The sequence below is a fragment of the Sphingomonas sp. UYP23 genome, assembly GCF_054059235.1.
In genome coordinates, this window is sequence record NZ_JBSSBX010000001.1 from 2,470,863 (window position 1) to 2,484,152 (window position 13,290).

Consider the following 13,290-nt stretch of genomic DNA (forward strand, 5'->3'; position numbering starts at 1 on the left):
GGAGGCGGCCCGGCACGACCCTGGCGGCCCGACACGCGGGACAATCCGGCCGTTCTGGTCGAAGATGATCTCGTCCGTTCCGGATGAACGCATCCGCCGCATCCGTTGCCGCGCCACTGGTTATCCCCGAATCGGCGTGACTTGGGCTATTCCGTTTCGGAGTAATGCGTAATTTGCGGATCACGCTTGGGCATGCGCCGGGCACTGGGGGGCGGGCGGAGATGGTCGCGACGACGCATTCGACACAATGGGCCGCGCGCGGCGCCTCGTCCGGCGGTGTGTTGATTATCGCCAGCGATGCGGCGGCGCGCACTGCCGAGGATGCGGTCGCGGCGGCGCAAGCGCGCTTGCTCGCGCGGATCGGGTGGGACGAGGCGCTGGGTCGATTTGAGCAGCAGGGCGCGGTCGCGATCGTGCTGGCCGAGGCGGCGGGGATCGACGACGATGTGCTCGCCCGGGTCCTGCCCGTGCTCGATGGCATCGCGCGCCGCGACACCACGCGGATCGTCGCGACGATCGAACCGAGTCAGATCGATCTGGTGACCGGCGCCCTCGACGGCCCCGGGGTCGAACTGCTGTGCGCGCCGACGTTCGCCGATCGCGTCGTCGCCGTGTGCCTGGCCGGCAACCAGCAGGGCGACCGTGCGCACGACGTGGTCCGCGAAACCGAAGCTGTCCGGCTGCGCCGCCTGCACGAAGAAGTCGCGCGCATTGCCGAGACGCTCGCGCGACTGACGCGCGATGACGCGGGACCGCATGCCGAACATAGCTTCGCGCGCAGCGTCGAGGCGCCGACGATGGCGTATCGCACACCGACGCCCGATTCGGGGGCGTTGGAGATCGCCCCACGCGATATCCGCCAGGCGATCCGCGCGCGGCGGTTGCGCGACCAGCATTTCGGCGGCGGCCTTTTCGAGGATCCCGCCTGGGACATGCTGCTCGACCTGTTTGCCGCAGAATTGGAGCGAGCGCAGGTCTCGGTTTCGAGCCTGTGCATCGCGGCGGCGGTGGCGCCGACGACGGCGCTGCTCTGGATCGCGCGGATGACCGAGGCTGGGCTGTTCGAACGCCGCCCCGATTCGTTCGACCGGCGCCGCGCGTTCATGGGACTGTCCCGCCGGGCGAGCCTGGGGATGCGCCACTATTTCGCGGCGTTGCGCCAGGCCGGCATGGCGATTGCCTAGCGCATACCCGCCCGCGAGCGGATGTTTTGCGGGCTAGGTAGCGCCGTTTGCGCTTCCAGCGGAGCCTTTGCTGGACGGCGCTTCAATCCGCATGAAGATCGGGGCGGCTGCCGCTTGGGCGGTCCGGGCCTGGCGAAGGAACGATCGAAGGACCTGTCCTTTGGATCGCTGCTGTTTCGGTTTCATTTCCCGAATTGCGTCTAATGTTGCCGTATAGATCGCGGCTTCGGCGAACCGGCATCCGTCAGACCAATCACTTGTCATATGGCGATGGCGGCTGAGGACGTCCTGGATCGCGTCCGATATCTTCGACTGTACGCGCGATACCCCCAGGTCGAGGGTGTTTATGCGATGCTCGGCCAAGAGTTCCGCCAGATGGCGCATCTGGCTCTCGGTAACGTTCAGGTCAAGCTCGCGAACCACTTTTGCAGCGGTCAGCTGATCCACCATCCAGACGCTAGACTCGGTCATTTTATGCTCCCCGGTTAGAAAGCTATGTCAATGTCGGCGTTACGTCGAGCCTTTATATGCTCCGCCGGACTTGGCCGCCTGGCAAGCCGACTCATCCGTGTTCAAGCGGTCCGACGCGCATGCCGCGGCGGACGCGGCGCACTGCTTGACGTGGGTGACGAGGAGGTCGGCGAGACCGTCCGCCATACAATCTCGACCAATCTCGCACCAACCGCGTGCCGAACCCCGCGCACGGAAAGGGACGACTGGGGTTTACGCGAAATATGATCCGGACTATCTGGCCAACGCGCAAGGAATGTTCACCACGCTGTTCCGTGAGGTAATGGCCGCGGCTTTCCTGGCGTCTCGCGCGAGCGAGGGCGATTAGCTCAGTTGGTAGAGCGTCTCGTTTACACCGAGAATGTCGGCGGTTCGAGCCCGTCATCGCCCACCACCCCTCCCATCTTCGGCAACCCGGCCGCCCGCTTCCCGCCGAAACGGGTGCGTCTCCGCGCGGCCATCGCTGCCGAATTGATAGACTTGTCGCTGCCAGCTTCTGGCAACACCAAGGAGGATCATCATGGCAACGCACGAACATGCATCATTCGACCCGAAGATCATCGAGCAGTCGCTGGCGGCGGCGGCCGCGCATAGCAACGCGCTCCGCGCCGGGCTCGCGCCCGAAGCGATCGAGCTGACCGACGGCGCGCTGCTGGTCGGCGCGCAGTGTATCAGCGTTACCGTCAAGGATGGCCAGGTCTGCCTCAACCTGCCGGCCGGCATCGGCAGCAAATGCTTCAGCGTCCCGAGCTGGGTGCCCAATGGCACTGCAGTCCAGGCCTGCCTCGACATCTGCACCAAATGGGGCATTCCGTGCGGCGTGCAGGTGACGCTGTCGGCGGCCGGCCAGTTGATCCTGAAAAAGGGTTTTGGCTGCAGCTGCTGAGGCGCAACGGGCGGGGCGGCGTTGCCGCCGTCCCCGCCTTTCCGAGCACGTTCGCGCTACGGGGTCGTCTGCGGCAGCGCGATCTCGAACAGGCGCGGCCAGTTCTTGCCCGTCACGTACAGCTTATGCGCCGCGCGGTCGTAAGCGATGCCGTTGGGGACCGAATCGCGATCGGTCGCGCCGACCTGCGCAATCAGCGGCGCAAGGTCGATCACCCCGCGGACATGGCCGTCGGCGGGATCGATCCGGACGATGTAGCGCGTCATCCAGATGTTCGCGAGGATCTCGCCATCGACATATTCGAGCTCGTTCAGCCGCTCGAGCGGTCGCCCGCCGAGCGTCACGGTCAGCCGTCGCACCACCTTCTGCGTCGCCGGATCGAGATAGCGCAGCACCGGCGTGCCGTCCGAGAGGATCAGCGCGTGGCCATCCTCGGTCATCGCCCAGCCTTCGCCCTCGTAGCGGAAGCCGCCGCTGCGCTTCAATGCGGGGAGGGTCCAGCGGAAGCCCTGTCCGCCGTGCCAGGTGACGCTGAACAGCTCCTTCCGCCATGCGACGATCCCCTCGCCGAAAAGGGCGGGCGGCAGCTTGACGCGCGCGAGCACGCGTCCGCTGGTCAGATCGACGCGGCGGATGTCCGACTGGCCTTCGCGCCCGGTGCTTTCGTACAGCGTGCCATGGTCGATCAGCAGACCCTCGGTGAAGGCGCTGGTGTCGTGCGGATAGCTGGCGAGGATGCGCGCGGGTTCGGGGGTGATCGGGGCGGGCGCGGCGGTCGGCGCGGGCTGGGCGACGCTTTGGACGGCGGCGAGCGCGGCGAGCAGGAGCGCGCGCATCACAGGCTGCGCACCAGCGTGACGGCGGTCGCGATCCAGGCGGGATCGGCGACGACCTGCTGGCGCGAGCCCGGGCCGAGCGGCAGCAGATGGAGTTTGCCGCCCCCGCCCTCCGACACGGGGCCTTCGCGCCCGATCAGCCGCCCGAACAGGAAGCGACCGGCGGGTCGCGGCACGAGCACGTCGCGATTGAGCGCGCTGGCGAAGCGATCGGGCGCGAGCCGCGCGCACCAGATCTGGTCGCCCGCGCGATATTCGCCGACGCCGGCCTGGACGCTCACCGCGACATGCTCGGGCGCGGCGGCCGGTGGGATGACAGTGGCGGGCTGGCGCGGGGCGTGCGCGCCGCTCGGATCGAGCAAGGCGGCGACGGCGATGTCGGCGCGATTCGGCAGCGTGACGAGATCGGCCGCCTGCACGCCGAGCGCGGCGGCGATTCTGTTGAGCCAGCCGACGGAAACGGTACGTGTCCCTGTCTCGAGGCGGCCGATCGTCTGGGCGGTGGTCGGGGGCACGCAGGCACGCGCGACATCGTCGAGCGTCATACCCTTGGCGCGTCGGACTTCGCGAATCGCGGTAATCATCGGCGGCTCCTAACCAGATCGGTTTTTTCGCTGTCCTACAAGCGCCCCTGCATGGCAATCCCCTTTTGCGATTCGAGCATGGAGCAGGGCAATGCGGGATTTGGTGGAACGCGATTTCGTCGATGGCGTGGTCGGGCGCGAGCGGGTGACGTCCGGGCGTGGCAAGGCGCGGCGCAGCGTGACGGTTAACCAGGCCGAATCGCCGCTCGCCTGGCTGCGCGCGCGCGGGCTGCTCGATGCGCGCCAGTTCGAGGCGGGCGAGCGGTTGCGTGGGGATTACGAAATGGCGGCGCTCGCCGCGCGCGTGACGATGGGGTGGAACGAACGCGTCGATAGCGCCCGCAGCGCGGGAGAAGCGCTCGACCCGGTGCTCGCGCAGATTGCCGCCAAGCGACGCTTCGATGCGGCGATCGATGCGGTCGGCAAAGGGCTGGGCGACGTGCTGTGGCGCGTGGTGTGCGCCGGGGAGGCGTTGCCGGTCGCCGAGAAGGCGCTCGGCTGGCCGCAGCGCGCGGGGCGGTTGGTGCTGACGCTCGCGCTCGACCGGCTGGCGGATTCTTACGGGTTGCGATGATCCCCGGGGCGGAGCTTGAATAGCCGGATGTGCGATGGTTTGCTGCGGGAGGGCGCCGGCGTTCGCACGTTGACGAACGTCGTAGCGGCGGGCGGCGTATTTTAACCACAATCGCGCACGTTTCGCTAATCCAGATCAACGACAAGCCGCTGATGCCTTTGTCGATCCATGCCGCGTACCTGCAACACCAGATCGACACGCAGCTCGAACTTGCCGGATTGGCGCCGTGCGATGCGATCCGCGCGATGCATGAGGATCTCGAGAAGCTCCATCGCGCGCGGCTCGTCGCTCTGGTCCTGGCGGAGCGGCTCGAGCGGGCACGGGAGAGGCGGTCGCCGGGCGTGACGCGCGCGAACCCGTTGTCCGCGATTGCCGCGTGGTCGATCGGCGTGGCGGCGCCCCAACACGTTACGCAGCCGGTATAACACTGGCCTTGTGCTGCGCGCCGCGCCATGGTGTGGCGACGCAACGAGGAGACCGGGATGCCGATCAAGCGCGAAATGCTGGTGCGGCGCGATGCGCTCGACCAGCTTGCGATCAACGAGACGCTCGCGCCCGAGCCTGGTGCGGGCGAAGTGCTGCTGCAGGTCGAGGCGTTCGCGCTGACCGCCAATACGGTGACCTATGCCGTGGTCGGTGCGACCGTCGGCTATTGGAATTTCTTTCCCGCGCCCGAAGGGTGGGGCGTGGTCCCGGCCTGGGGCTTTGCGCGGGTGGTTGCGTCGCGCTGCCCGGAGATTGCGGTTGGCGAGCGCGTCTATGGCTTCATGCCGATGGCGTCGCATCTGATCGTCGTGCCGGGCAAGATCGGTCGCGGCCTGTTCCGCGACATGGCACAGCACCGCCAGCCGATGAGCGTTGTCTATAACCAGTATCGCCGGCTCGGCGCCGAACTGCCCGCGACGCCCGAGCGCGAGGCGTTGCGGATGCTGTTCGAGCCGCTGTTCCTGACGAGCTTTCTGATCGAAGATGCGCTGCGCCGCGCCGATTTCCATGGCGGCGGGAGCGTCGTCCTCACCAGCGCATCGAGCAAGACCGCGCTCGGCACCGCTTATGTCCTGCGCGAGCGCAGCCCGGGGGTGCAGCGGATCGGGCTGACCTCGGCGGCGAACCGCGCCTTTGTCGAGGGCACCGGGCTGTACGATACCGTGCTGGCCTATGACGCGATCGATACGCTCGCCCCGACAGGCCCGAGCGTGCTGATCGATTTTGCGGGGGACGCAGCGCTGCTCGAAGCGGTGTATGCGCAGGTGGCGGGTCGGGTCGCGGCGTGCCTGCGCGTGGGGGTGACGCATCACGATGCCGGCACCGCAGCCGTGGCGCCGCTCGACCCCAAGCCCGTCTGGTTCTTTGCACCCGACGCGGCGACGACGCTGATCGGCGAGATCGGGCAGGACGCGTTCAACCTTGCAGTGGCGGCGCAGTGGGATGGGTTCGTCGAGCTTGCGGCGGGGCTGGTGCAGGTCGTCGAGGAGACGGGGATCGACGCGTTGCAGCGGATCTGGCGGCTGCAGGTCGCGGGGCAGGCGAAACCCGATACCGGCTATTGTATCCTATTCTAAGTGCGGGCCGCTCGCCGTCCGACGCGCGCGGACTACCGCGCGCGGGTTGTCGCTGTCCCGCTACCCCCGCTAAGGCGCTGACCATGAACATAGACTTTCTCAAATGCCATGGCTCGGGCAATGATTTCCCGCTGATCGACGCGCGTGACCTCGCGCTGCCCGAGGCGGATTGGGCGCGCGTCGCAGTCGCGCTGGCGGATCGCGGCGGGAGCGTAGGGGGCGACGGGATTTTGCTGCTCACCGCGGGCGATGCGACGCACGCGTTCGGCATGCGGATGTTCAATTCGGACGGGAGCGAGGCCGAGACCTGCCTCAACGGTCTGCGCTGCGTGGCGCGCGCGGGGTTCGAGGCGCTCGGGATCGAGGAGGCGCGGGTGCGGCTCAAGACATCGGATGCGCACGTCGCGCGCGATCCCGATCTCGCCGCGGGGGTGGTGACGATCCGCGAGGTCGCAGGGCCGGTCGATCTCGACGTCTCGCACTGGCCGATGCGGATCGGGATCGACCGGATCGTCGAGGCGCCGATCGCCCAGCTCGGCAGCGACCGCGCGTTTACCGCAGTGGCGATCCCCAACCCGCATCTCGTCAGCTTCGTCGAGACGATCGACGAGGCCGAACTTGTCGCGCTCGGCGCGCAATGCGAGGCGGCGCCCGACTGGCTGCCCAACCGCGCCAACGTCTCGTTCGTCGCGGTGCAGGGCAGCAACATCCTGTTCGTCCGCACCTTCGAGCGCGGGGTCGGGCTGACCGACAGCTGCGGCAGCGCGATGGCGGCATCGACCTATGCCGCGTGCCTGACGCGGCGCTGCGGCTTCGGGACCGAAATTACCGTGCGCAACCGCGGCGGGCTGGTGCGCGCCGAGGCGCGCGAGGACGGGATGGTGCGGCTGTCGGGCAACGCGACGGTCGAATGGCGCGGTTCGGTCGATATTCATCTGGCCTCGCGCACAGCCGGGCCCGTCACCGTGACGGCGCGCCATGACGAGGAAGTCGCGGCGTGGCGTGCAGTGGTCGATGCGATCGTCTGAGATTGGTCCGCTTCGGGCGCAACCAAAGACGGTTCACGTCGTTATGGGTCCGTAACCATCTGGAGGTCTTTTATGCGTCGTCTTGCTTCCTTCGCCCGCGCGCTCGCGCTGCTGATCGCCGGCACCAGCCTTGCCTCGCCGGCGCTCGCGCAGAGCCAGGCGGACGAGCAGCGTTTCGCCCAGGCGCAGCAGCGCCTCGACAATGAGCTCGGCATTTTCCGCGCCGAGTTCGACCGCTATCAGCAGGCGCGCGCGCGTGGCTATCGCGAGGTCCGGCCGGCCTATGACGATCCGCGCTACACGGATTCGCGCTACGCCGATCCGCGCTACGACGATCGCGACGAGGCCGGCTACGATCCGTCGCGCTATTATCGCGCCGATCCGTCGCGCTATCAGGAGCGCGTGTTGACCAGCAGCGACCGCATCTATCGCGGGACCGACAACCAATATTATTGCAAGCGCAATGACGGCACGACCGGGCTGATCGTCGGCGCGGTCGGCGGCGGCGTGCTCGGCAACGTGATCGCGGGCGGCCATTCGCGCGGCGTCGGCACGATCCTCGGCGCGATCGCGGGCGGTGTCGTCGGCAGGAGCGTCGACCAGAACAATGCCGAGGTGCGCTGCCGCTAACGCGAACCAATGCGGTACAAAACCGCTTGACATCGTCGCGCTGTTTTGGTACCTAACAGGAACGATGCAGAAATGCGAGCTGAGGGGCCGGGGCGGAACGCCTGCGGCCCCTTTTGCGTGGGCGATCTGCGCGGGTCAGCGGCGGGAGAGAGCGATGACGGAGACCGACGAGCGTTCGCCATGCGAGTCTTCGGGAGGCGCGGATTTGCTGGGAGAGCGGTCGCCGGGCGAGCGTCCGACAGCCGCGCGTCCGGCAGGCGCGGGTCCGACGGGCGGGGGCGCTCCGCCGCGGACTCATGTGTCGCGCCCCGATCAATGGACGATCGCGAGGCGCGTGGCCTTCCTCGATCATCTCGCCGCGACGTGCAACATCTCGCAAGCGGCGCGGGCGGTCGGCAGTTCGACGAGCGGCGCCTATGCGCTGCGCCGCCGCGACGCGGCCTTCGCCGAACAATGGCGGGCGGCGATCGACCTGGGATACGAACTGCTCGAGACCAAGGTGCTCGCCTTCGCGCTCGGGCAGCGCGACGACGGGTCGATGATCGGTGACCCGGGCGCGGTCGCGGCGGCGCCGATCGATCCGGATACGGCGCTCAAGCTGGTACGCCAGCACCAGGCGGTGCGCACCGCGGGCGCGACGCATAACGAGCGGCGCCACATCCCCTTCGCCTTCAAGCACGCGCCGATCGACGAGGTTCGCGACGCCTTGCTCGCCAAGCTCGCGGCGCGCGCGCGGCGCCGCGCGCGGAGTGGCCTGGCATGACGCGGGCAAAGCGCAGGCGCGCGGATGCCGGCCCCGATCTCGACGCGCTGCTCGATCAGCTCGCCGCGCTCGACCGTGCCGACCAGATTTCCATCCTCAACCGCATGACCCCGCCGCAAGTGCGGACGCTGAACAATGCGTGGCGCTATTGGGCGCATTCCGGGCAGCTCGCGCCGCCGGGGGCGTGGCGCGTCTGGCTGACCCGCGCGGGGCGCGGCTTCGGCAAGACGCGCGCCGGGGCCGAATGGGTCAGTGCGATGGCGCGCGAATATCCCACGGCGCGGATAGCCTTGGTCGGCGCGACCGAGGAGGATGTGCGGCGCGTGATGATCGAGGGCGAGGCCGGGCTGCTCAGCGTCGCGCATGGCGGCGAGCGGACCGCCTATCGCCGCGCCGATGGCGTGGTGCAATTCGAATCGGGCGCGGTCGCGGCGGTCTTTTCGGCGGCTGCGCCCGATAAACTCCGCGGGCCCGAGCATCAGATCGCGTGGTGCGACGAGCTCGCCAAATGGCGCTACGGCGATGCGGCGTGGGACAATCTGATGCTCGGGATGCGCCAGGGCGCCGACCCGCGCGTGATGGTGACGACGACGCCGCGCGCCGTTCCGTTGCTGCAGCGCGTGATGGGCGCGGCGGGAACGGTCGAGACGCGCGGCAGCAGCCATGATAATCCGCATCTGCCCGACGCCTTTCTCGCGGCGATCGAGGCGCAATATGGCGGGACGCGGCTTGGCCGGCAGGAGATTGCGGGCGAGCTGATCGAGGATCTCGACGGCGCGCTGTGGACGCGCGCGCTGCTCGACGATTGCCGTGTCGTGGTGGCGCCCGAGACGGTGCGCGTCGTCGTCGCGGTCGATCCGCCGGCGGGGAGCGTCGACGGGACGGGCGATGCGTGTGGGATCGTCGCGGTCGCGCTCGGGGAGGACGGGCGCGGTTATGTGCTTGAGGATGCGAGCGTGACGGGGCTGTCGCCCGAAGGCTGGGCGCGTGCGGTGGTCGCGTGCGCGGCGCGGCACGGCGCCGACCGCGTCATCGCCGAGAAGAATCAGGGCGGGCAGATGGTGGCGAGCGTGCTGTTCGCCGCCGATGCCGCGCTGCCGCTCGCTCTGGTCCATGCGAAGGACGGCAAGAGCGCGCGCGCCGAGCCGGTTGCGACGCTCTACGAACGCGGCAAGGTCGCGCATGTCGGGGTTTTTCCCGAGCTCGAGGCCGAGCTGTGCGGGCTGCTGGTCGGCGGGGCGTATCGAGGGGCCAGCCGGTCGCCCGATCGCGCGGATGCGCTGGTGTGGGCGCTGACCGAGCTGATGATCGTCAGGCGCAAGGCGGCGCGGGTGCGCAAGCTGTGAGGGGCCGGTGTTTAGAGCGCGGTCAGCAGGACGCCGAGCCCGAGCACCACGCCCGGGGCGTTGGCGAGGACGATCGGCCAGTCGCGTTTGTCGCGTGCAAAGCCGTAGGTCACCCACAGCGCGCAATTGACGATCGTGGCGATCGGCTGGAGCACCGAGCCTTTCTCGCCGGCGAGGTTGAGCCGGATCTGGTCGATATACGACAGGTACATGGCGATGGCGGTCGCAGTCGCGATCCAGCCGAGCAGGCGGAGATGTCGGTCGGTCATCGGCGTCGAACGAGCACGCAGGTGGAACGATCCGCGATCCCGAGCGCTCCGGTGGCTTTCGCAGAGCGGCTCGACGCCGTATGGCCCGGCGGCTCGGCCATCCCCGGCCGCGGCATGAAGGAGCGCAGCGATGGTGCCGCGGGAATTGATCGACAGCGCGCAGATCCCCGGTGGGGACGTTATGACGCTCTATGCGCGCGGCGCGGACTTCATGATCGTGGTCGATCGCAACGAATTGATGAGCACGCGGATGAACGGCTCGGAAGAGGCGCTCGGCACGCTGGCGTGCGACCGCATCGCCAAGGTTGCGGCGCCGCGCGTGCTGATTGGTGGATACGGCATGGGCTTCACGCTGCGCGCGGTGCTGGGGCAGGTGGGGGCGAAGGCCGAGGTGACGGTTGCCGAGCTGGTGCCCGAAATCCTCGCCTGGGCGCGCGGGCCGATGGCGGCGGTGACCGCCGGCTGCCTCGACGATCCGCGGACGCGCGTTTTCGAGGGCGATGTCGCCGCAGCGATCGCGGCGGGCGCGGGGGCGGGGGGCTATGATGCGATCCTGCTCGATGTCGACAACGGCCCCGACGGGCTGGTGCGCGCGGAGAACAACCGGCTGTACGCGCCGCGCGGGCTGAAGATCACGCGCGACGCGCTGCGGCCGGGGGGTGTGCTCGCGGTGTGGTCGGCCGGGCCCGATCCGCGTTTCGTCACGCGGTTGAAGGGCGCCGGGTTCCACGTCGAGGAGGTCGTCGTCAAGGCGCGGCAGAACGGCAAGGGGCCGCGCCACGTGATCTGGTTCGCGACGCGCGGGTAGCACGGGCGACCCTTGACCGGACGTTCTGAGTAGAGATCGGGCCCTCCCCCAGCCCCTCCCGCAAGCGGGAGGGGAGCAAGAAGGGGCGGGGAAAAAGACAGGAGATTTGCATGAAATTGTTCGGTCGCAAGGCCGGGCGCGATGAGTCGCGTCCGGTGCTCGAGCGTGCGCGCTCGCGCTTCTTCGAGGGGGCGGGGGCGGTGCCGGCGAGCTATCAGGAGCAGATACGTGGCCTCTATCTCCGCAATGCCGTCGCGCAGCGCGCGGTGCGGATGATCGCCGATGCGCTCGGCGATGCGCCGCTCGGCGGGACAGCCGAGCTTATCGGGCTGGTGCAGGCGCGCTCGGGTGGGCAGGCGCTCACCGCGACGCTCGCCGCGCAGTTGCTGCTCCATGGCAATGCCTATGTGCAACTGCTGACCGACGCGCAGGGGGACGTCGCCGAGCTGTTCGCGCTGCGCCCCGAGCGCGTCACGGTCGAGCCCGATGCGGAGGGCTGGCCGGTCGCGTATCGCTACGGCGTGGGGGCACAATCGGTGCGGCTGCTGGCGGATGCGCCGCGGCCGCAGATCGTCCATATCAAGGCGTTCCATCCGCTCGACGACCATTATGGCCTCGGCTGTCTCGGCGCGGCGGCGAGCGCGATCGCGCTGCACAACGCCGCAGCGGCGTGGAACACGGCGTTGCTCGACAATGCCGCGCGGCCGTCGGGCGCGCTGGTCTATGATCCGGGCGACGGATCGGCGCTGTCGCGCGAGCAGTTCACGCGGTTGCGCGACGAGCTCGATGCGAGCTTTGCCGGCGCGCGCAATGCCGGGCGGCCGATGCTGCTCGAGGGCGGGCTCAAATGGCAGGCGCTGAGCCTGACCCCCGCAGATCTCGACTTCGCCGAGATGAAGGCGGCGGCGGCGCGCGAGATCGCGTGCAGCTTCGGCGTGCCGCCGATGCTGTTGGGGCTGCCGGGCGATGCGACCTACGCCAATTACAAGGAAGCCAATCGTGCGCTGTGGCGCCAGGCGATCCTGCCGCTGGCCGGGACGATCTGCGCCGGCCTCGCGCAGGGCGTGCAGGGCTGGCGCGCGGGGGCGATGCTGCAGGTCGATCTCGACCGCGTGCCCGCGCTTGCCGAGGATCGCGAGCGGCTGTGGTCGCAGGTTGGTGCCGCGGCGTTCCTGTCGCGCGACGAGCAGCGCGCGATGGTCGGGATCGGAACCCCGCTGCCGGCGGGTGAGGACGCTTAGAAAGGACATTCCATGACAGTCGCAGATGGCGCGGTGCTCGCGCAGTTGATGGCACAGGGCGCGAGTTCCGGCGCGGACCTCGCGACGCTGCGCGCGATCGCCGAGGAGGCGGGCGAGCTGGCGGCGGCGCGCGCGCTCGCGCGGCTCGGGCTCGACGACGCGGCGGCGGCGAAGGACATGGCCGAGTTGCGCGATCTGCTCGGAGCATGGCGCGATGCGAAGCGTTCGGTGTGGAAGGCGGCGCTCGGCTGGGTGGTGCGGATTGGCGGTGCGCTGCTGCTGACCGGCCTTGCCGCGAAATTGGGCTTTTGGAACCGGGTCAAATGAGCCTGCGCTTTGCCGGCTATGCCGCGGTGTTCGACCGGGTCGATCGCGGCGGCGACGTGATCCGCGCCGGCGCCTTCGCCGATCTGCCGGTGCGCGTTCCCTTGCTGTGGCAGCATCGCGGGCGCGCGATCGGCGCGGTCGAGCGGATCGCGACCGACACGCGCGGGCTGCGCGTGATCGGGCGGATCGACGATGCGCGCGTCGCGGCGCTGGTGCGCAGCGGGGCGCTCGCCGGGCTGTCGATCGGCTATCGCGCGGTTGCGGCGCGGCGGCGCGGCAGCGTGCGCGAGCTTGCCGCGCTCGATCTGGTCGAAGTCAGTTTGGTCGCCGCACCGATGCAGCCCGCCGCACGGGTGCATCTCGTCACGGAGCATGGTACAGTCGATACTCCAGACATGGTTCCCGATCCTCGGCGGCCGCGCGCGGACTGAAGGATATGATCATGGCTGAAGGCACCATCAAGCGGCTGACCGACAAGGGTTTCGGGTTCATCGCCGACGCATCGGGCAACGACATGTTCTTCCACATGTCGAGCGTCCAGGGCGTACGCTACGAAGATCTGCGCGAAGGCGAGAAGGTCACGTTCGACGTCGGCCAGGGGCCCAAGGGTCCGCGCGCGGAGAACGTCGCGCAGGCGTAAGTTTCCGCGAGGGCGTGGCCTTCGTTTCGGACCGGGAGAGGGGCGTCGCGATTGCGGCGCCCCTTTTTCGTGTCCGGCGTCGATGCGGTTCTCCCCTTCCCT

The 13,290-nt window shown here is 69.0% G+C and carries 18 protein-coding genes and 1 tRNA gene; 15 read left to right on the forward strand and 4 right to left on the reverse strand.

What is annotated here, in order from left to right; genetic code table 11:
* Nucleotides 1–164 precede the first annotated feature (164 nt).
* Nucleotides 165–1,184 (forward strand): hypothetical protein, encoded by a 1,020-nt coding sequence (locus ACVWYO_RS12175; protein WP_457351102.1) that lies wholly within the window; start codon nt 165–167, stop codon nt 1,182–1,184.
* Nucleotides 1,185–1,217: 33 nt separating this feature from the next.
* Here the strand turns inward: ACVWYO_RS12175 and ACVWYO_RS12180 are convergent, their stop codons facing one another.
* Nucleotides 1,218–1,655, reverse strand: coding sequence for a hypothetical protein (locus ACVWYO_RS12180; RefSeq protein WP_457351105.1), 438 nt, complete (start codon nt 1,653–1,655; stop codon nt 1,218–1,220).
* A 357-nt stretch (nt 1,656–2,012) separates the two neighbouring features.
* Between ACVWYO_RS12180 and ACVWYO_RS12185 the strand changes: the two genes are divergently transcribed.
* Nucleotides 2,013–2,088 (forward strand) — tRNA-Val (locus ACVWYO_RS12185).
* Nucleotides 2,089–2,214: 126 nt separating this feature from the next.
* Nucleotides 2,215–2,580, forward strand: coding sequence for a hypothetical protein (locus ACVWYO_RS12190; protein WP_457351107.1), 366 nt, complete (start codon nt 2,215–2,217; stop codon nt 2,578–2,580).
* Between the two features lie 56 nt (nt 2,581–2,636).
* On the opposite strand, the gene ACVWYO_RS12195 is transcribed toward ACVWYO_RS12190, so the two are convergent.
* Nucleotides 2,637–3,416, reverse strand: coding sequence for a glutaminyl-peptide cyclotransferase (locus ACVWYO_RS12195; RefSeq protein ID WP_457351109.1), 780 nt, complete (start codon nt 3,414–3,416; stop codon nt 2,637–2,639).
* On the reverse strand, nt 3,416–4,000 hold the full coding sequence (locus tag ACVWYO_RS12200) for a helix-turn-helix domain-containing protein (RefSeq protein ID WP_457351111.1): 585 nt from the start codon (nt 3,998–4,000) through the stop codon (nt 3,416–3,418). Before ACVWYO_RS12200 ends, ACVWYO_RS12195 begins: the two co-directional genes overlap by 1 nt.
* A 91-nt stretch (nt 4,001–4,091) precedes the next feature.
* Here ACVWYO_RS12200 and ACVWYO_RS12205 point away from each other — a divergent pair, with 91 nt between their 5' ends.
* The 7 genes from ACVWYO_RS12205 (at nt 4,092) to ACVWYO_RS12235 (ending at nt 9,903) form a co-directional block, all read left to right on the forward strand.
* A complete protein-coding gene (locus ACVWYO_RS12205; protein WP_457351113.1) occupies nt 4,092–4,574 on the forward strand; it encodes a DUF6456 domain-containing protein in 483 nt (160 codons plus the stop codon).
* Nucleotides 4,575–4,726: 152 nt separating this feature from the next.
* Nucleotides 4,727–4,999 carry a hypothetical protein gene (locus ACVWYO_RS12210; RefSeq protein WP_457351115.1) on the forward strand — a complete coding sequence of 91 codons (273 nt, stop codon included), beginning with the start codon at nt 4,727–4,729 and terminating at the stop codon, nt 4,997–4,999.
* A 57-nt stretch (nt 5,000–5,056) separates the two neighbouring features.
* Nucleotides 5,057–6,136: a DUF2855 family protein gene (locus ACVWYO_RS12215; RefSeq protein WP_457351117.1), complete on the forward strand. Its 1,080-nt coding sequence runs from the start codon at nt 5,057–5,059 to the stop codon at nt 6,134–6,136.
* Between the two features lie 83 nt (nt 6,137–6,219).
* Nucleotides 6,220–7,164: a diaminopimelate epimerase gene (gene dapF, locus ACVWYO_RS12220; RefSeq protein ID WP_457351119.1), complete on the forward strand. Its 945-nt coding sequence runs from the start codon at nt 6,220–6,222 to the stop codon at nt 7,162–7,164.
* A gap of 72 nt (nt 7,165–7,236) precedes the next feature.
* A complete protein-coding gene (locus ACVWYO_RS12225) occupies nt 7,237–7,794 on the forward strand; it encodes a glycine zipper 2TM domain-containing protein (protein ID WP_457351121.1) in 558 nt (185 codons plus the stop codon).
* A 334-nt stretch (nt 7,795–8,128) separates the two neighbouring features.
* Complete coding sequence (locus ACVWYO_RS12230; RefSeq protein WP_457351123.1) at nt 8,129–8,557, forward strand: hypothetical protein; 429 nt, start codon at nt 8,129–8,131, stop codon at nt 8,555–8,557.
* On the forward strand, nt 8,554–9,903 hold the full coding sequence (locus ACVWYO_RS12235; protein ID WP_457351125.1) for a DNA-packaging protein: 1,350 nt from the start codon (nt 8,554–8,556) through the stop codon (nt 9,901–9,903). Before ACVWYO_RS12230 ends, ACVWYO_RS12235 begins: the two co-directional genes overlap by 4 nt.
* A gap of 11 nt (nt 9,904–9,914) precedes the next feature.
* Here ACVWYO_RS12235 and ACVWYO_RS12240 read toward each other — a convergent pair whose 3' ends face one another.
* Entirely contained in the window at nt 9,915–10,172 is a 258-nt protein-coding gene (locus tag ACVWYO_RS12240; RefSeq protein ID WP_457351127.1) for a SemiSWEET family transporter, read from the reverse strand.
* A gap of 130 nt (nt 10,173–10,302) precedes the next feature.
* Here ACVWYO_RS12240 and ACVWYO_RS12245 point away from each other — a divergent pair, with 130 nt between their 5' ends.
* From ACVWYO_RS12245 to ACVWYO_RS12265, 5 genes are all read left to right on the forward strand, one after another.
* A complete protein-coding gene (locus ACVWYO_RS12245; protein WP_457351128.1) occupies nt 10,303–10,980 on the forward strand; it encodes a spermidine synthase in 678 nt (225 codons plus the stop codon).
* Between the two features lie 110 nt (nt 10,981–11,090).
* Complete coding sequence (locus ACVWYO_RS12250) at nt 11,091–12,221, forward strand: phage portal protein (protein WP_457351130.1); 1,131 nt, start codon at nt 11,091–11,093, stop codon at nt 12,219–12,221.
* A 12-nt stretch (nt 12,222–12,233) separates the two neighbouring features.
* A complete protein-coding gene (locus tag ACVWYO_RS12255) occupies nt 12,234–12,548 on the forward strand; it encodes a DUF6127 family protein (protein ID WP_457351132.1) in 315 nt (104 codons plus the stop codon).
* Entirely contained in the window at nt 12,545–12,979 is a 435-nt protein-coding gene (locus ACVWYO_RS12260; protein WP_457351134.1) for an HK97 family phage prohead protease, read from the forward strand. Before ACVWYO_RS12255 ends, ACVWYO_RS12260 begins: the two co-directional genes overlap by 4 nt.
* 11 nt (nt 12,980–12,990) lie before the next feature.
* On the forward strand, nt 12,991–13,188 hold the full coding sequence (locus ACVWYO_RS12265; protein ID WP_332792825.1) for a cold-shock protein: 198 nt from the start codon (nt 12,991–12,993) through the stop codon (nt 13,186–13,188).
* Nucleotides 13,189–13,290: the final 102 nt, after the last annotated feature.